The sequence below is a fragment of the Aurantibacter aestuarii genome (genome assembly GCF_003008425.1).
Taxonomy (GTDB): domain Bacteria; phylum Bacteroidota; class Bacteroidia; order Flavobacteriales; family Flavobacteriaceae; genus Aurantibacter; species Aurantibacter aestuarii.
The window spans coordinates 348,428-365,830 of sequence record NZ_PXOQ01000009.1 but is presented as its reverse complement, the minus strand read 5'-3'; the positions used below and the strand labels follow the sequence as shown (position 1 = coordinate 365,830).

The 17,403-nt window shown below is 32.0% G+C and carries 18 protein-coding genes; 8 read left to right on the top strand and 10 right to left on the bottom strand.

The window, feature by feature from the left end; translation table 11 throughout:
• Positions 1-11 precede the first annotated feature (11 nt).
• Complete coding sequence (locus tag C7H52_RS08380; protein ID WP_106463450.1) at positions 12-1,073, bottom strand: cysteine desulfurase family protein; 1,062 nt, start codon at positions 1,071-1,073, stop codon at positions 12-14.
• 313 nt (positions 1,074-1,386) lie between these two features.
• On the opposite strand from C7H52_RS08380, the gene C7H52_RS08375 reads away from it, so the two are divergent.
• The 6 genes from C7H52_RS08375 to pdeM all read left to right on the top strand — a co-directional run bounded on the left by C7H52_RS08375 (position 1,387) and on the right by pdeM (position 8,997).
• A complete protein-coding gene (locus C7H52_RS08375; protein ID WP_106463449.1) occupies positions 1,387-1,794 on the top strand; it encodes an RHS repeat domain-containing protein in 408 nt (135 codons plus the stop codon).
• A 142-nt stretch (positions 1,795-1,936) separates the two neighbouring features.
• Positions 1,937-2,608, top strand: coding sequence for a hypothetical protein (locus tag C7H52_RS08370; RefSeq protein ID WP_106463448.1), 672 nt, complete (start codon positions 1,937-1,939; stop codon positions 2,606-2,608).
• 399 nt (positions 2,609-3,007) lie between these two features.
• Positions 3,008-4,039, top strand: coding sequence for a ligase-associated DNA damage response exonuclease (locus tag C7H52_RS08365; protein WP_106463447.1), 1,032 nt, complete (start codon positions 3,008-3,010; stop codon positions 4,037-4,039).
• On the top strand, positions 4,036-5,637 hold the full coding sequence (locus C7H52_RS08360) for an ATP-dependent DNA ligase (RefSeq protein WP_106463446.1): 1,602 nt from the start codon (positions 4,036-4,038) through the stop codon (positions 5,635-5,637). The genes C7H52_RS08365 and C7H52_RS08360 overlap by 4 nt, the downstream gene beginning before the upstream one ends.
• Before the next feature lie 250 nt (positions 5,638-5,887).
• Positions 5,888-8,347, top strand: a complete 2,460-nt coding sequence (locus C7H52_RS08355) for a ligase-associated DNA damage response DEXH box helicase (RefSeq protein WP_106463445.1) — start codon at positions 5,888-5,890, stop codon at positions 8,345-8,347.
• The gene (gene pdeM / locus C7H52_RS08350) at positions 8,344-8,997 is read left to right on the top strand and encodes a ligase-associated DNA damage response endonuclease PdeM (RefSeq protein WP_106463444.1); all 654 of its coding nucleotides are present in this window, start codon (positions 8,344-8,346) and stop codon (positions 8,995-8,997) included. The genes C7H52_RS08355 and pdeM overlap by 4 nt, the downstream gene beginning before the upstream one ends.
• Here the strand turns inward: pdeM and C7H52_RS08345 are convergent, their stop codons facing one another.
• Together C7H52_RS08345 and C7H52_RS08340 are read right to left on the bottom strand one after the other, a co-directional pair.
• On the bottom strand, positions 8,998-9,729 hold the full coding sequence (locus tag C7H52_RS08345) for a hypothetical protein (RefSeq protein WP_106463443.1): 732 nt from the start codon (positions 9,727-9,729) through the stop codon (positions 8,998-9,000).
• Complete coding sequence (locus C7H52_RS08340) at positions 9,726-10,247, bottom strand: DUF421 domain-containing protein (RefSeq protein WP_106463442.1); 522 nt, start codon at positions 10,245-10,247, stop codon at positions 9,726-9,728. The genes C7H52_RS08345 and C7H52_RS08340 overlap by 4 nt, the downstream gene beginning before the upstream one ends.
• A 116-nt stretch (positions 10,248-10,363) precedes the next feature.
• Between C7H52_RS08340 and C7H52_RS13450 the strand changes: the two genes are divergently transcribed.
• Positions 10,364-10,501 (top strand): hypothetical protein, encoded by a 138-nt coding sequence (locus tag C7H52_RS13450; RefSeq protein WP_181256224.1) that lies wholly within the window; start codon positions 10,364-10,366, stop codon positions 10,499-10,501.
• On the opposite strand, the gene C7H52_RS08335 is transcribed toward C7H52_RS13450, so the two are convergent.
• The 4 genes from C7H52_RS08335 to C7H52_RS08320 form a co-directional block, all read right to left on the bottom strand.
• Positions 10,498-11,697 carry a THUMP-like domain-containing protein gene (locus tag C7H52_RS08335; protein ID WP_106463441.1) on the bottom strand — a complete coding sequence of 400 codons (1,200 nt, stop codon included), beginning with the start codon at positions 11,695-11,697 and terminating at the stop codon, positions 10,498-10,500. The genes C7H52_RS13450 and C7H52_RS08335 overlap by 4 nt on opposite strands.
• On the bottom strand, positions 11,690-12,784 hold the full coding sequence (locus C7H52_RS08330) for an AI-2E family transporter (protein WP_106463440.1): 1,095 nt from the start codon (positions 12,782-12,784) through the stop codon (positions 11,690-11,692). The genes C7H52_RS08335 and C7H52_RS08330 overlap by 8 nt, the downstream gene beginning before the upstream one ends.
• Before the next feature lie 76 nt (positions 12,785-12,860).
• Positions 12,861-13,358 (bottom strand): TrmH family RNA methyltransferase, encoded by a 498-nt coding sequence (locus C7H52_RS08325; RefSeq protein ID WP_106463439.1) that lies wholly within the window; start codon positions 13,356-13,358, stop codon positions 12,861-12,863.
• Between the two features lie 188 nt (positions 13,359-13,546).
• Complete coding sequence (locus C7H52_RS08320; protein WP_106463919.1) at positions 13,547-14,212, bottom strand: DUF4159 domain-containing protein; 666 nt, start codon at positions 14,210-14,212, stop codon at positions 13,547-13,549.
• Positions 14,213-14,231: 19 nt separating this feature from the next.
• Between C7H52_RS08320 and C7H52_RS08315 the strand changes: the two genes are divergently transcribed.
• Positions 14,232-14,963, top strand: coding sequence for a DUF1223 domain-containing protein (locus C7H52_RS08315; RefSeq protein WP_106463438.1), 732 nt, complete (start codon positions 14,232-14,234; stop codon positions 14,961-14,963).
• On the opposite strand, the gene C7H52_RS08310 is transcribed toward C7H52_RS08315, so the two are convergent.
• The 3 genes from C7H52_RS08310 to tsaD are packed head-to-tail and all read right to left on the bottom strand — an operon-like array spanning position 14,958 to position 17,330.
• Positions 14,958-15,665 carry a 16S rRNA (uracil(1498)-N(3))-methyltransferase gene (locus tag C7H52_RS08310; protein WP_106463437.1) on the bottom strand — a complete coding sequence of 236 codons (708 nt, stop codon included), beginning with the start codon at positions 15,663-15,665 and terminating at the stop codon, positions 14,958-14,960. The two genes, C7H52_RS08315 and C7H52_RS08310, sit on opposite strands and share 6 nt — an antisense overlap.
• On the bottom strand, positions 15,665-16,297 hold the full coding sequence (locus tag C7H52_RS08305) for a peptidylprolyl isomerase (RefSeq protein ID WP_106463436.1): 633 nt from the start codon (positions 16,295-16,297) through the stop codon (positions 15,665-15,667). The genes C7H52_RS08310 and C7H52_RS08305 overlap by 1 nt, the downstream gene beginning before the upstream one ends.
• Positions 16,298-16,307: 10 nt before the next feature.
• On the bottom strand, positions 16,308-17,330 hold the full coding sequence (gene tsaD / locus C7H52_RS08300) for a tRNA (adenosine(37)-N6)-threonylcarbamoyltransferase complex transferase subunit TsaD (protein WP_106463435.1): 1,023 nt from the start codon (positions 17,328-17,330) through the stop codon (positions 16,308-16,310).
• Between the last annotated feature and the right edge of the window lie 73 nt (positions 17,331-17,403).

Genomic DNA, 17,403 nt, shown 5'->3' with positions numbered 1-17,403 from the left:
AAATTTTATTTTTAGATACTGATTCTTATGATTTTTTTTGGAAAATCAATATTCATTGCTCTTAGAACATGGGATATCTCAATGACCTCAGAGTTACAAGCACTTCCTGTTGATGCATAAAACTCGTTTGATTTAATTATTAGATATTCTTCAGCTTCGTAATCATTAAGAGTAATACTAATAATATGCGGTGCCTTTTTAACATATTTAAAATTTACTTTTCCTATATTATTAACTTCGTAATACTCTTCAATTTCTTTTTTCTTAAGTAGTAATTTTTTAATGTTTTTCTCTAGCTCAATATTGGCTATTTCACAAGCTTTACCAAGACCAACAATTAGTGGAGTGTTATAGGTTCCACTTCTTAGATTATATTCCTGTCCGCCTCCATGGATTAAAGGAGTTAATTCTATATTCTTTTTTTTGTATAATACTCCAATTCCTTTAGGACCATTAATTTTATGTCCAGAAAAACAAAGCATGTCAATATTATCGTTTACAACATCTACAGGTAACTTGCCTATAGTTTGGGTTGCGTCACAAAAAAAAGCAATATCTAATTCACTAGCTACTTTACCTATTTCATTAATTGGCTGTATGACTCCAGTTTCATTATTAACATACATAACAATAACTAAAATAGTATTGTCTTTTACTGAACTCTTTAATTGATCAATTGATATTAGACCATTGTTGTCTACATCTAGATAAGTAACTTCAAAGCCTTTAGTTTCTAAATACTCACAGGTGGCTAAAACTGCTTTGTGTTCAGTTTTTACTGTTATTACATGATTACCTTTATCAACATTTGATTCTGTAAATCCTTTAATAGCTAAGTTGATAGATTCAGTAGCTCCTGATGTAAAGATTATTTCTTTACTATCACAGTTGATAATATTTGATACTTGAGATCTAGCTTTTTCAATTGCCTCTTTGGATTTTTTTCCTAGAAGATGATAACTTGATGCATTTCCAAAATATTCAAGAAAATATGGGAGCATTTCATCTAATACTCTAGAATCAACTTTAGAAGTAGATGCAGAGTCTAAATAAATAGGACTGATTTTTTTCAATTTAGCAGTTAATTTTAAATCTAAATAAAAGTATGAAAATTAAATTAAAGGCAAACTTTTAGGAGCTCCTAATTTAAAACAATAAAATAAAGTACTGTAAACACTAACAAAATTAAAAAAGGTTCGAATCCTGTCGGGCTCACTTAAAGACTTACTGGAAACAGTAGGTCTTTTTTGTTTTATACAGGTTAATTATAAATTAGACATATTATTTCAAAATATAACTAATGTGTATTTTATTCAAGAAGAGCTTTAAGTTTAAAAATTTTCTAATGCTAATACGTCCAAAGGAAATAAAATATAACCACTATAAATATGCAGTTCTTCGTATATTGCAAACCGTAAAGGGTTAATATCACAACACATAGAGTATTTACCATTTGGAGAATTGTTAGTAGACGAGCATTTAAACAGTTACAACACACCATATAAGTTTAATGCTAAAGAGTTAGATGCTGAAACGGGCAAATATTATTATGGTGCTAGATATTGCAACCCTAAATGGAGTATGTGGTTAAGTGTGGATCCTTTAGCAGAGCAAATGCCAGAGTGGTCAAGTTATAATTATGCGTTTAGTAATCCTGTTAAGTTTACTGATACTACTGGTATGGCGTCAGAAATAAACCACCTACAGAACATAGTTATGATGACGGGACTTTTTGGTATGATAGTGACGGTATATGGCAATGGAATCAAGATTCTAGTAGATGGGAAGAAGTAGGTGGAACACTTGATTGTGCTGATGGGTATTATAATGTTTGTTTACCTGTAAATTATAATGACGGATCAGGTAGTAAATATGGACAAGTATTTTCCATTAAATAAAACTAGTTTTGGAACGATAAATTATACAATAAGAAGATATGTTGGAGATCAATAAATATAATATCTGTGTTTTGTTATTATTAATTTTTGGATGTGGTAAAGAAGCGAAAAAACTAGAGATTATTGATAATACTTTCAGAAATGATTCTTTAGCAGATAAACCTGTAATACAAAAGGAAAATTTACTAGAATTAGTAAATCCTTTCGCCGATTCATTAATAAAGTATAAAGATGATGAATATATTAAGTATATAACCCAAACAGATTTTGAAGGTGTATTTTTTAAAATATATGATTTGGTAGAGTTTGATAATAAGTTTGTAAAGTTTTACAAGAACTCTTCACAAAATCTTGAAAAGGCAAAATGGTTATTAGCATCTGATTTACCTGAATTAAATGAGCAAGTTATTTGTTTTTCAATGAGCTATTTGTCTTTAGAAGAAAAATTAGAATTTATAGATTATGTTTTTGGTCTTTTTAAAGAGGGTAAAGTTAGTGATTATTCACTTTTTAGTTCTATATCATCAGTGCCAATTGAAAAAAAACCAATCCTTTACATTGAATATAGAAATCCGTTAGTTATTAATAAATTAACAGAAATTTCTAAATATGAAGATACTGATGAATATATTAAAAGATATATTAATAAAATTTTAAATGGTAAACTTTATAAATTAGGAGTGAAAAATAATTGGAATTGGGATAGGTAGCACTTCCGGGGTACATACAGAACAACCCGATAGCGCGGACTTGTAGTCCGTGAAATACAACAAACAATATATAGAGCCTTTACACCAGTTTGTAGAGGCTTTTGCTTGTTTATCTACTAATTTTTTAATAGCTGCTTCTTTAAAATTTAGGTTTACCATATAATGCTAATTTTTAGCTCGTGCTTTATAATAATTTAAAAAACTCACTTTTAGGTGCACCTTATAATTCTAAACTATATAAAACATTGCAGATACTAGGATAGTGTAAAAATGTTCGAATCCTGTCGTGCTCACTTAAAGACTTACTGGTAACAGTAGGTCTTTTTTGTTTTCAGGTTAAAGATTAGTTAAGCCTTATTCTGGACTAAAGTTTCAGTTGTATTTTGTAGTAAAAAAAGCTTGAAACTTATAAAATTTACCAAAAAAGGTATTTACTGCATTCCAGGAAAATTTTATCTGGATCCTTGGTATCCGGTTGATTACGCTATTATTTCTCACGGTCATGCCGACCATTCCCGCTGGGGTAACAAACATTATTTGTGTCATACCGACTCTAAATATATTTTATTACATCGTTTAGGTAAAGACATAAGCTTGGAAACTATGGATTATAATAGCCCAAAAATGATTAATGGAGTAAAAGTGTCTTTTTTTCCTGCTGGACATATAATTGGTTCTGCTCAAATTAGATTGGAGTATAAAGGTAAAGTAGTTGTTTTTTCGGGTGATTATAAAACGCAACCCGATTTTATAACCACTGCTTTTGAGCCAGTAAAATGCCATGAGTTTATTACCGAAAGTACGTTTGGTTTGCCCATTTATAATTGGAAAAAAGAAGAAGATTTACAACAAGAACTTCAAAACTGGGTCATAAATAATCAAGCTAATAATCGTACCAGTGTATTTTTAGGCTATTCTTTAGGTAAAGCACAGCGTATCATGTCTTTAATACAAGGTATGGACGATATTTTCGTACATACAGCTATTCATAATTTAAATGAAGCCATTAGCAATTCAGGAATTAGTTTGCCAAAGACCATTAAATTGGAAGCCGATTTTAAAAAAGAAACTCTTCAAAATAAAATAGTTATCATGCCTCCAGGTTTATTAGGTTCTCGTCTATTAAAACGCATACCAAATGCGGCAACTGCAATTTGCTCTGGTTGGATGCAAATTCGAGGTAACAGACGCTGGAAAGGGGTTGATGCTGGTTTTGCCGTTAGTGACCATGCCGATTGGAATGGATTGTTAGATGCTGTGAAAGCTACCGAAGCCGAAAAAGTTTATGTGACTCATGGTTCTCAAGCTACGTTTTCAAAATATTTAAATGAAATAGGCATTTCTTCCGCAGAAGTGAAAACCGAATATGGAAACGAAGAAGATACCGAAGATGCATTAGAAAAAGAACCTTTAAAAACTTCAGCCAAATGAAACAGTTTTCAGAACTAATAAGTGCTGTAGAGATTACTAATAAAACCAATGCAAAAATTGAGGCTTTAGTAAATTACTTCAGCACAGCTCATAATAAAGACAAACTTTGGCTCATCGCTTTGTTTACAGGAAAACGCCCAAAACGTCCTGTTAAAACCACTTTGTTGAAAGATTGGTGTATGGAAATTGCACAACTTCCAGAGTGGTTGTTCCTTGAAAGTTATAGTACAGTTGGCGATTTGGGAGAAACCATCTCCTTGCTACTTCCAGAACCAGAATACCAACAAGATAAAGCACTTCATGAATTTATGGAGGAATTGCACGAGCTTAAAAGCACATCTGATGAAGACAAAAAAAACTATATTTTAAAAACCTGGAATAGCTTAGAAGCACAGGAACGCTTTATTTTTAATAAACTTATTGGTGGTAGCTTTCGTATAGGAGTTTCAAAAAAAACCTTAGTTAATGCTTTAGCTAAATTTTCGGGTATAGATTCCAACCAGCTCATGCATAGTATTATAGGAAATTGGACACCAGATTCGATTACTTTTGACGATTTATTATCTGGTGAACATATTAATTATGATAACTCAAAACCTTATCCCTTTTGTCTAGCTTATAGCCTTGAGAAAAATTTAGAAGATTTAGGTCCTCTTGAAGATTGGCAGGTTGAATATAAATGGGATGGTATTCGCGGACAAATAGTTAAACGAAATAAGGAAGTTTTTATTTGGTCAAGAGGAGAAGAGTTGGTTACAGAGCAGTTTCCAGAATTGGTAGAGATAGTTTCGCAGTTTAAAGATGATTTTGTTTTAGATGGTGAAATATTAGCGATTAAAGATCAGGCAGTGTTGTTGTTTAATGATTTGCAAAAGCGTTTAAACCGTAAAAATGTGACCAAACAACTTATGGAAGAAGTTCCTGTAGGGTTTTATGTATATGATATTTTGGAATTTAACGGAAAGGATATTCGAGAAACCGCTTTGAGGGAACGACGACAGACTTTAGAAGACCTTTTTAAAACTGAAGCCATTAATTCCGATTATTTTAAATTATCCCAACGTATTTCGTTTAAACATTGGAAAGAGTTAGATGCTATTAGAAATGAAGCCCGTCAATTTAATAGTGAAGGCTTAATGTTAAAGCAAAAAGCGTCGCCTTATCATGTGGGACGGAAAAAAGGCGATTGGTGGAAATGGAAAGTAGACCCACTAACTATAGACGCGGTGATGATTTATGCCCAGAAAGGAAGTGGTCGTAGAAGTAGTAAATACACAGACTATACGTTTGCTGTTAAAAAAGACGACCAGCTTGTCACGGTTGCTAAAGCCTATTCCGGATTAACCAATGAGGAGATTACAGAAATTTCTCGATGGGTAAATAAAAATGCTATTGAAAAGTTTGGTCCAGTCCGTACGGTTAAACCAGAACTGGTTTTTGAAATAGCTTTTGAAGGCATCGCATTAAGTAATCGACATAAAAGTGGTGTTGCCCTACGTTTTCCGCGTATCAAACGTTGGCGTAAAGACAAGCCCGCAAGCGAAATAGATACGATTGAAAGTGTTAAGGCTTTAATTGGAAGTTATTTTTTAATGTAAACTGTTTTGTTATGTTGAAACCAGTTCAAGTTAACGCTATACATAGAAAATAAATTTATAAAAGAAACAAAAACATAGTCAATATCGTCATGCTGAATTCATTTCAGCATCACATTAAGAGAATAAAGAAGTGAGCTTAAAAAAGCACTAAATATGAACCTGAAACAAATTCAGGTTGACGTTACAAATAATCCACAACTTTAAATTAAAAAAAGCCAAGAGCAAACAGCTAAAGGCTAATAGCAAATATATGAGTACATTCAAAACCACCGAAGGTTACCAGATTATAGAAAACTGGATGCATTCCAAAAATCAGGAACCTTTTAGTTTTCAATATAAAACCTGGCAGAAATATCATTCAGGGTATTCCGGATTGGTAGTTGCGCCAACAGGTTTTGGTAAAACATTTTCGGTGTTTATAGCTGTGGTAATCGATTATTTAAATCAACCAGAACAATACAAAAAAGGTTTAAAATTAATATGGATTAGCCCATTACGCTCGCTTGCTAAAGACTTAGCTAAAGCCATGAATGAAGCAGTTGATGAGATTGGTTTGGATTGGCAAATTGAAGTACGAAATGGAGATACACCAACCAAAGACCGTAGACGTCAGGAACGATTAATGCCAGATGTGTTACTAACCACTCCAGAGACCTTACATTTATTATTTTCCCAAAAGAAAAACTCACGATGGTTTAAAAACGTTAAATGTGTGGCGGTAGACGAGTGGCACGAACTTTTAGGTTCTAAGCGAGGCGTGCTAACAGAACTAGCAATAGCAAGAATTAAAAACTTAACTAAACAGCTTCAAATTTGGGGGATTTCAGCTACGATAGGCAATTTACAGGAAGCGCAAGAGGTTTTAATTCCATATAAAGATTTAAAAACTATTCAGATTAAAGCTAAGGAAAAAAAGAAAATTAAAATAGTTTCTATTTTACCTGATGATGTCGAAACTTTACCTTGGGCAGGCCATTTAGGACGTTCTTTAAGTTCTAAAATAGTTCCTGTAATTTATGAAAATAATACCACACTTATTTTTACCAATACCAGAAACCAAAGTGAATTGTGGTACCAGATTATTTTAGAAGAAGAACCAGATTTAATTGGGCAAATTGCTATCCATCACGGATCTATTGCTCGCGACCAGCGTAATTGGATTGAAGAGGCTATTTCTAACGGACAGCTAAAAGCGGTTATTTGTACCTCTAGTTTAGATTTAGGTGTCGATTTTAAACCTGTGGATAGTGTTATTCAAATTGGCTCTGCAAAAGGAATTGCACGTTTTTTACAACGAGCTGGTCGTAGTGGTCATTCGCCTTTTGAAATTTCAAAAATTTATGCAGTTCCTACGCATTTACTCGAATTAATAGAAGTTTCCGCAGTAAAAGAAGCGGTCAAACAAAATGAAATAGAAGCGAAGCCGCCAATGGTGTTAACTTATGATGTTATGGTGCAGTTTCTGGTCACATTAGCGGTTGGCGAAGGTTTTGATCGAGACAAGATTTATAAGCTATTAAAAGAGACTTTTGTATTTTCTTATTTGACTTTAGAAGAATTTAATTGGGCTATTCATTTTATCACACAAGGCGGCACAACATTAAATGCTTATGAAGAATTTCATAAAGTAGTTTTAGATGAAAAAGATGGATTATATAAAGTAAAAAGCAGACGCATAAGTATGTTGCACCGTATGAATATTGGTGTAATTTTTAGTGAAGCAATGCTTATGGTAAAATTTAAATCTGGCGGCTATATCGGTATGGTGGAGGAATATTTTATTTCAAAATTAAAACCCGGACAAAGTTTTATTTTATCGGGCAGAGTATTAGAACTGTCTACGGTAAAAGATATGCAGGTTCTAGTTAAAAGCAGTAAAGCTAAAAAAGCAATTACACCAAGTTGGAATGGCGGACGATTGCCTTTAACCTCTTATTTAACCCATTTTTTAAGATTAAAGTTGAATGATGCCTTACAGGCAAATAATCGTGAACCGGAATTGAAGTTTTTGCATCCTATGTTAATTCGGCAGGCTAAAACCTCTCATATTCCTAAATCTGATGAATTTTTAGTAGAACTTATGCAAACCAAAGATGGCTTTCATTTGTTTATGTATCCGTTTGAAGGTCGTTTGGTTAACGAAATTATGGCGTCTTTAATGGCGTACCGCATCTCTAAAATTAAGCCACTCACATTTACCATTGCCATGAACGATTATGGTTTTGAGTTACTAAGCGATCAGGAAATGCCTTTAAATGAAGATATTATTCATAGCATTTTAAGTATTGAAAATCTTATGGAAGATGTTACAGCAAGTATTAATGCATCTGAAATGGCATCTCGTAAGTTTCGTGATATTGCGGTGGTTGCAGGTTTGGTCGTGCAAAGTCAGCCTGGAACCCGTAAAAATAATAAAAGTTTACAGTCGTCTAGCGGATTAATATTTAGAGTTTTGGAGGAGTACGAACCTAATAATTTATTACTTAAACAGGCGTATACCGAAGTATTTAATCAGCAACTAGAAGAAGTACGATTAAGAGCCGCATTTGAGCGAATTTCAAAAAGTAAAATTGTGGTAAAACAAACTAAAGGATTTACGCCTTTAAGTTTTCCTTTAAAAGTAGATAGTTTAAGAAATTCTATGAGTAATGAAGATTTAAGCAAACGTATTGAGCGTATCAAAAAACAGATGTTTAAATTTGAAGAATGATTACAATTGCCGAATTTAAATGCGTTTGCCAGACTGAAACTTTTATTTTAACCAACCAGCGTGCGCTATACTGGGACAAGGAAAAAGCTTTGGTGCTAAGCGATTTGCATGTAGGCAAAGCAGCAACCTTTAGAAAGCATGGCATCCCAATTTCTAAAGCGGTTCTGGAAGATGATTTAAAGCGTTTAAACCAGCTAATTCTTCATTTTAATGCTGAAAAACTTATCATTGTGGGCGATTTGTTTCATGCAGAACATAATTCGGATATCGACTATTTTGAAGACTGGCTTGCTTCATTTGAAAATTTAAAAGTAGAATTAATTTTAGGGAATCACGATAAACTTCAAACCGAATTATATACAAGAATGCACTTAGGCGTTTTTCAGCCAAAAAAAGATACTGATAACTTAAGTTTTATTCACGATGCTGTGGCTAAAAACACCAAACAGTTTACAGTGTCTGGACACACACATCCTGGGGTACTTATAAAAGGTAAAGCAAAACAGCGTTTTAAATTGCCATGTTATCAAATTACAGAGCAGCAACTTATTTTACCTGCATTTAGTTTGTTTACAGGTTTAAATGTGGCAAATGCGCCAAAAAACTGTAAACAAATTGCGTTTACAGATAATTTAATTTTTGAAGTTTAATTATAACTTGGTATAAATAATACCATTACGCATTACGGTAGTCCTGTTTTTTAAAGTAGTTATAAATTCAGTCACCTGTGTAATGACATTTTCTTTTAAAAATTTTTTCTGATACGTTTTTAAATTGTTAGCGTCTTGTTTCAGTAATCCGTTTTCTAAAACAAAAGCCATTTTAGACACTTCCATAGTCATATCATAATAGTAATTATGGTAAATAACTACTGAATTTGCACCATTTAAATTTACAGTTGTGCTTATATAATCCTTATCTAAGTACTTATAACCTAAACTTAGTAGTGTGTTTGATGAGGAAGATATATCTAAAGAAACCAAGGTTTTATCGGTATCAAATTCTGGAAAATCATACCGTTGGTCTTTTATAATGGCGTATAATTGTTCTGTTTTTTGTTCATAAGGTTTTTCATATTCTAGATGAATAGTTTCTGAAAGCTTTTCAGAGGTGTAACCATACACGTAAAATTCCTTTTTTAGCTCATCTGCAATCTTGAAACTCAATTTGTTATTGTCTGAAATAGAGTAGGTGCCATATAGTTTTAAATCCACATTGCCAAAGGTTGAAAAAAAGAAAAACGTCTTGTCTTTCAATAAATATAAACCTGAAGCGACCTCAAATTCCGATAAATTATAGTAACCTTCAGCTTTTTCGTAAGCATTTTGTGAAAATGAAAAACTGTAGAAAAGTAAACAAACAAACATTAGTGTACGTTTCATCTTCTAACATTTTTTAGAAGAAAATCCTCTAGTTCTATAGCATCGTCATCGCAATGCAACACAGCAATATCTCCGGTAGCTTCCATAACAACAGCGCGAACTTGAGATAGTTTAATGACATTAGCTTCTCTTAATTTCGAGCGTAAATCGTCTTCGGTGACTCTTACTTTTTTTAAGTTTTCATGAAGAATTTCTGTTTTATCCATTAATAATAATGGCTGATTATCTACCAAATTTTCTACCATTTTAAAACGTCTTAAGTAAGCCATACCAAGCTGTAACGCGTATGTAATTACAATACTGGCAATTCCATCTTGCAAACTCACAGATTTAGAAACTATAGTTGTGGCAATTATGGAACCAATAGCAACCGTCATGGCAAAATCGAAGCTAGACATTTTGCTAAAACTACGTTTTCCTGCAATTCTAGTGCAAACAATAGTAGCAATATAAATACCAATAGCGGTAAGAACTATAGCTTTTAAACCAACTTCGCTAAACTTAAACCATTCTGTCATAATTATAATTTTTTTCTAATTTACACACATGTATTTGTTAGTGTGGTTAATGTCTCGTTAAATATTTAAAATAGGAAAGATATTTTAGTAAACTTGTATACTAATCAATGTAACCTATGAAAAATTTAATTAGAGCACTAATAGCCGGCTATGGCGCAAAAAAAATTGGAGGCGGAAAATGTGGCTGCTTCGGAACTATTTTCGTTTTTATTATTTTGTATTGGCTGTTAGGCTATGTATTTAAAGTGTTTTAGAGATTTTCCATTTTTTTACAATGAATTACTATTTTTTCGTTTTTCATATTGGTTGAAAAAAATAAATAGTCTGTCCCACCATCTTTTAATTGTAATTTCTTTCTAATACTGGCTACAGATTCTGGAAAATTCCGTGTGGTCACATTGGCACTGCTTTTTGTATAATATTTTTTAAAAGATTTTCTGTTATAAGGCAATACCGAAACAATTTTAAATACTCGTCCAGGAAAATCCATTAGATTTTCACTGGTATATAAATGAGAGTGTTTATGGAGTTTAGAAAGGTTATACTTTACAGCTACTTGATTAAAAGCTCCAGCCTTTAAAATAGCCGAGTTAGGCTCGTATAAATAATTTTTTGGTAAACTATATTCTGCTTCAGTTAAAGTTTCGTCCTCTAAATTGAAAGTAAATGTTTTAAATGACGTTTTTTTAATATTTACACATTCAACAGTTACAGCATTCTGATAATCTTTTTCAAGAACCCATAAAAGCTCTTTAACTTCGTTCTTTACAGCAACACTATAAATGTGTTTAACATGAGTTAATTCATTTAAACCTGAAGAAATATCTAATAGTGGCGATGTTTTTATAAGGATGTGGTTTGAATAATTAAAGAGTACTTCAGAATTTTCGACTATATTCGGCTCACAGTCATTCAATAAAAACACTTTTCCTTTACTGTCATGGCGTCTTGACGGATCGACATAAATCCAGTCGAAAGTTTGATTTAAGTCCTTTAAAACGTCTAATCCGTTATAATTATAACAGGTAATATTTTTTACCTCTAATTGTTTGTAATTATGCTGAACAATTTCTGAAAGCTCCTTATTAATTTCGCAATGTATAACATTTTGAAATGTTTTTGAAAAATAGAAATCGTCTACACCAAATCCGCCTGTTAAATCAATTAATCGATCTCCGGAAATTAGATTAGATTTAAATTGAGCAGTAGCTTCTGAAGACGTTTGTTCTATATTTAATTTGTTTGGATAGTAAATATTTTTCGTTTTAAACCACGTTGGAAGCTTCTTTTCAGAACGGTTTTTGGCTTCAATCTGGTTTATTATTTCGGTAGTAAGAGTTTCTTGAAACGGAATTCCTTTCAGAATTAAATCGGAAATATTAGAGCTTAAATTATTTTTTATAAACTCTTGAATTTTAAAAGATAAAATGTCTTTATTGAAACTAATCATCTAAACTTCTGGTCAATTTTTGAACCACGCGATATTCACTTAAAAACTCTTTAGCAATTACCTTTAAAGCAGTATAGAATGGTATAGCCACAATTAAACCAGCAATACCAAATAAAAGACCAGCAATAATTATAATTAAGAAAATTTCTAAAGGATGTGATTTAACGCTTTTAGAAAAAATGATGGGCTGACTAAAGAAATTATCTACCAGTTGAGCGATGATAAAACCAATCATAACATATATGGTTTTAGGTAAGATAATATCACTAAAGCTTTCACCTAAATTACTAGACATGGTAAGTAATAAAAGTAAAATAGCACTAATTAAAGGACCAACATAAGGGATCACATTTAAAACAGCACAAAGCGTTGCTATTATTAAAGCGTTTTTAACTCCAAAAATGAATAAAACAATAGAGTAGATGGTAAATAAAATTAATAACTGAAGTATTAATCCAATAAAATATCTTGAAAGCAGGTCTCTTATGCTCTTGAAAGCTCTTTTAATACGCGCTTCTTCTCGTTTTGGTAATATGGTTAAAATACCATTACTAAATAATTTACTGTCTTTTAAAAAGAAAAAAGAAATAAATAAAACAGAAAATAAACCTATACTAAACTCTCCAAAGCCATTTAATAGCGCATTTAAAAATTCTGGAACGAAACCAAAATTTATTCTGGACATAAATTGGGAATCTTTAAAAGAAGCTTCGACATCGGTATGATTAAAACCAAAATGGTTAATACTGTCTTTATAGATATTTTCTAAGTTTTGTTGTAGTAAATTAATATCCAATAACGCTAAATTTCTACTTTGTTCTATAATTAAAGGAATAAAAAGACTTAAAATCCCTAGGAAAACACCCACTATAAGTATCATTGTAATAACTACTGCTATAGTGTCGTTAAAACGAAGTTTGTTTTTTAAAAAAGCTATTATTGGTCTGCCCACAAGTGAAATAATCCCAGCTATAATAAGGTAAACTATAACCGATTGGATTTCATATAAAAATAATAAAAGCAAACATACACCAGCTAATACTGCTACTGCTCTTAATATTCCGTTGGCTATAATTTTTGAATTCAAAAAAATTGGTGTTTAGTCTTGTAAATCTACTATAATAAACTTAAATGAGATTTATTAAACCATTAAAAATTACAATTTAAAGTTGCTTTGTAAACTCATAAAGCGCAATATTGGTGGCTTGTACCACATTCATACTGCTGTTTTGCCCAAACATTGTGATGTGTACAACTGAGTCGCTTAGAGCTAAAATATCTTCATGAACTCCAAAGTTTTCGTCTCCCACTATAAGAGCTATTGGAGCGTTTTTAGGAAGTTGAAAGCTATCTAAAGCTTGACTGTTATTGGTTATTTCCAAAGAAACTATTTTATAATTTTCGGCTTTAAGTTGAAGGATTTTTGTTTTTAAATCGGAAACCACTTCATAATTAACCGCTTTTTCGGTTGCACGAGACGTTTTGGTCATTTTTCGTCCTAACGGAATATGTTCCCCACAAAACACCAATTGCTGCACTCCAAAAGCATCACAAACTCTAAATAAACTACCAATATTTGGAGCATTCGTCACATTATCGCACACAACTGTAATAGGAAATGTCTTAGGTGTAAATGTTGTGGTGTAGTGGTTAAGCTGCATGTTTTTTAGAGGTTAGTTAATAGTTTGTAGTGGTTAGTGGTTAGTTTTTAGTCAATAAATTTTAAGAAAACTGTATGTTTTTTACTTGAATTGTAAGATAAAGAAATAATTTTGCATACTGCATACTGCATACTGCATACTGCATACTGCATACTGCATACTGCATACTGCATACTGCATACTGCTTACTAATTACTAAACACGTATGTAATAATATTAGCACCCATTTGCAAAGCTTTTAACCTCACATCTTCAGGATCATTATGAACTTCTGGATCTTCCCAGCCATCTCCCAAGTCGCTTTCTACAGTTAATAAAACCACAAGGCGTCCTTCAAAATATAAACCTAAGGCTTGAGGACGTTTCCCGTCATGCTCATGTATTTTTGGAAGTCCTTTAGGAAAATTAAAAGCAGAAGAAAATAGTGGGTGATTAGCAGGTAATTCTACAAATTCTTCATTAGGATATATTGTTTTAAATGCTTTTAATACGTAGGGTTGCATCCCATAATTATCGTCAATATGTAAAAAACCACCAGAATTAAGGTAGTTTCTCATATTGGTAGCTTCATCGGTATTAAATACAACATTTCCATGTCCCGTCATGTGTATGAAAGGATATTGAAATACATCAATACTTCCTGCTTCTACTACGGCTGTTTTTGTGTTTAATTGAGTATTAATTGTTGCATTGCAAAATTTTGCAAGATTGGGTAATGAGGTAGGATTACTATACCAATCGCCACCACCATTATACTTTAAAACAGCAATATCCTGAGAAAGTCCAGTAAAGGAATAGCTTATAAACAGAACTAAAACTGTAAGTTTCTTTAATAAATTCGAACTAATACTCATACTGTAAAAATACAAAACTATGTTTGCTTTAAAACGAAACTTATTTCTTTTTATTCTATTTATTTCTCTTACCATTACGGCTCAAAATAAGAAGTCGGTAGTGGTTTTAGAGCTTTTTACGTCTCAAGGTTGTAGTAGTTGCCCTAGTGCAGACAAAGCTTTAAATAAAGTGAAACAAACACAAAGTAATGTGATTGTATTAAGTTATCATGTGGATTATTGGAATTACATCGGCTGGAAAGATCCCTTCAGCAAAAAAACTTATGCAGATAAACAACGTAGATATGCGCAAAAATTTAATTCCGAAACCATTTATACCCCACAAACTGTTGTAAATGGCGATTCTCATTTTGTAGGTTCTGATACATCTATTCTAAACGAAAAACTAAAAACGTATGGTAAAATTGCTAACTCAAATACCATTAAAATTTCTAATGTAGAACGTTTAAACGACGCTTATAGCTTTGATTATACTATTTCTGGAGTTGTCACAGAAAAACAATTGAGAATTGTTTTAGTCATAAACGAACGTAAGACTGAAGTAAGTAGAGGCGAAAACCGAAATAAAAACCTAATAAATACAAATATTGTAGTTAACGAAATTTATAAACCTATCCAAAAAGACTTCAAAACCGAGAAATCTACTATAAAAATTCCTGATACTGTGAGCGTAAAAGACACCTTATCACTAATTGTTTTAGTTGAAAATAATGATAAAGATATTTTGGGAGGCGTAGAGCAAAACTTATAATTCATTAACAAAAGCCACACTATGAGCGGCTACTATGGCAGCAGTTTCAGTCCGTAGTCTGGTTTCTCCAAGACTTACAGGTGTGAAATTCTTTTCCAAAGCCATTTTAATTTCTTTAGAACTAAAATCGCCTTCAGGTCCAATTAAAATTAAATAGTCTGTTTCTGGTTTAATGGTTTGTTTTAAGCTGTTTTTTTTATCGTCTTCACAATGTGCAATAAGTTTAAATTCTTCAGAAGTTTCCTCTACAAATGTTTTAAATGTTTTTGGTTCATTTAAAATAGGGAAGTATGCACTTAAAGATTGTTTTAGAGCGGATTCAATTATTTTATTGAATCGTTCCAGTTTAACCACTTTACGTTCACTATGGTCGCAAATAATTGGAGTAATTTCAGATACGCCAATTTCTGTTGCTTTTTCTAAAAACCACTCGTAGCGATCGTTCATTTTAGTAGGAGCAACAGCTAAGTGTAAATTGTATTTAGGTTTGGGTTGAACTGTCTTTTCTAGAATGTTAACTACACAATTTTTATCGTTAGCAAGAGCTATTTCACACGAGTAAATTACACCTTTACCATCGGTAACATATAAAGGTTTCCCTTCTTTTTTTCGCAACACGCGAACAATATGTTTACTTTCATCTTTATTAAAAGTAAACTGTTGTTCGTTAAAATTAATATGTTTGGAATAAAAGAGCTGCATTATTTTCGCTCTTCAACTCTAATTACTTTAACCTCTTCAATTTCTTGAGCAGGAAATGTTTTCTTTACAATATAAAATTCATTAGTGTCTAAATTACTAACCGTATAAACTTCATCTAAACTATGTGATAAAAGTTCGTCTACATTTGCTAAAACATTTGGTAAATCTTCTAATTTTACCCAATTAGTATCTCCACCTTGAAACTTGTTTTTAGCCATAGAATATTTACGGGCTAAATTAGAAAATGATTCTAACTGAGTTTCATGCTGTTTAAAAATAAGCTTTCTTAATTTATCAATTTCTTTTGAAGGCATTTCGTTACCATCAAAAAAGATATAACTAAGTCTGTAGTGTGGCTCATTGGATTTTTCTACCACCTTATAATAGGTTTTACTAAATTCATTTTCAGAAACTTTAGTAGCACCAACACCAGTAGAAATTAATTCTTTTGCTAGACTGGTATTATGTTTAACCGCATTAAAAGTAATTAACTTATGTGTTTTTTTTTGTTTATCTTGAATATACGCTTCTGCTTGATCTGCAGTTTCTATAGTATTTAAATCTTTTTCTACATTTTGTGCGATACTTACACTTGAAGCAAGAATACTAAGGGCAAAAATAATGTGTTTCATTTTATGGTTTTTATAATTTTAAACGAGATGAAGCCATGACGTTTTGAAACGTGAAATCTTCTTTTAAATATTTTAAATAGCCAACAATTGCAATCATTGCAGCATTGTCTGTCGTAAATTCAAATTTAGGAACATAAGTGGTCCAGCCAAACTTTTGTTCGCCAAGTTTTAAGGCTTCTCTTATACCACTATTGGCCGATACACCTCCACCAATAGCAATATGTTTTATATCTGTTTCTTTACTTGCTTTTTTTAATTTATCAATTAATATGCCAATTATGGTATATTGGATAGAGGCACAGATATCATTTAAATTTTCATTAATAAATTCCGGATTTTTTTTGATCTCTTTTTGTACAAAATATAAAATGCCTGTTTTTAACCCAGAAAAGCTAAAATTTAAGCCCTCTACTTTTGGTTTAGTAAATTGAAATGCTTTTGGATTTCCTAATTTTGCGCGTCTGTCTATTTCTGGTCCAGCCGGATAACCTAAACCTAAAATTTTCCCACTTTTATCGAAAGCTTCTCCTACAGCATCATCTATAGTTTCTCCAATAACAGTCATATCAAAATAGTTATCGACTCTAACAATTTGTGTATGTCCACCAGATATGGTTAAGGCTAAAAAAGGAAACTTTGGTTTGCTTTGGCTTTCTTCATCTATAAAATGTGCCAAAATATGCGCCTGCATATGGTTAACGCTTATAAGGGGAATTTGTAAACCGAAAGCCAAAGATTTTGCAAACGATGTACCCACAAGTAAAGAACCCATTAATCCCGGACCTTGGGTAAAAGCAATTGCGCTTAATTGTTCTTTTGTAATCTGAGCCTTTTCTAAAGCCTGTTGTACTACAGGAACTATATTTTGTTGATGTGCTCTGGAGGCTAGTTCTGGAACGACACCGCCATAAGCTTCATGAATAGCCTGACCAGCAATACAGTTGCTTAAAACTTTACCATTGCATAAAACTGAAGCACCGGTATCATCACATGAACTTTCAATTCCTAGAATATAAATATTTTCTGAGCTCATTAGTCTTTTTTAGGCACAATAATTGTTAATTTTGAAACAAAATAAACAAATCGCACGAAGCTTTACAATAATA

Coding starts and splice junctions, on each gene's coding strand:
- C7H52_RS08370 (WP_106463448.1), top strand. CDS start 1,937: ATGTTGGAGATCAATAAATATAATATCTGTGTTTTGTTATTATTAATT.
- C7H52_RS08360 (WP_106463446.1), top strand. CDS start 4,036: ATGAAACAGTTTTCAGAACTAATAAGTGCTGTAGAGATTACTAATAAA.
- C7H52_RS08355 (WP_106463445.1), top strand. CDS start 5,888: ATGAGTACATTCAAAACCACCGAAGGTTACCAGATTATAGAAAACTGG.
- pdeM (WP_106463444.1), top strand. CDS start 8,344: ATGATTACAATTGCCGAATTTAAATGCGTTTGCCAGACTGAAACTTTT.
- C7H52_RS08345 (WP_106463443.1), bottom strand. CDS start 9,729: ATGAAACGTACACTAATGTTTGTTTGTTTACTTTTCTACAGTTTTTCA.
- C7H52_RS08340 (WP_106463442.1), bottom strand. CDS start 10,247: ATGACAGAATGGTTTAAGTTTAGCGAAGTTGGTTTAAAAGCTATAGTT.
- C7H52_RS13450 (WP_181256224.1), top strand. CDS start 10,364: ATGAAAAATTTAATTAGAGCACTAATAGCCGGCTATGGCGCAAAAAAA.
- C7H52_RS08335 (WP_106463441.1), bottom strand. CDS start 11,697: ATGATTAGTTTCAATAAAGACATTTTATCTTTTAAAATTCAAGAGTTT.
- C7H52_RS08325 (WP_106463439.1), bottom strand. CDS start 13,358: ATGCAGCTTAACCACTACACCACAACATTTACACCTAAGACATTTCCT.
- C7H52_RS08320 (WP_106463919.1), bottom strand. CDS start 14,212: ATGAGTATTAGTTCGAATTTATTAAAGAAACTTACAGTTTTAGTTCTG.
- C7H52_RS08315 (WP_106463438.1), top strand. CDS start 14,232: ATGTTTGCTTTAAAACGAAACTTATTTCTTTTTATTCTATTTATTTCT.
- C7H52_RS08310 (WP_106463437.1), bottom strand. CDS start 15,665: ATGCAGCTCTTTTATTCCAAACATATTAATTTTAACGAACAACAGTTT.
- C7H52_RS08305 (WP_106463436.1), bottom strand. CDS start 16,297: ATGAAACACATTATTTTTGCCCTTAGTATTCTTGCTTCAAGTGTAAGT.
- tsaD (WP_106463435.1), bottom strand. CDS start 17,330: ATGAGCTCAGAAAATATTTATATTCTAGGAATTGAAAGTTCATGTGAT.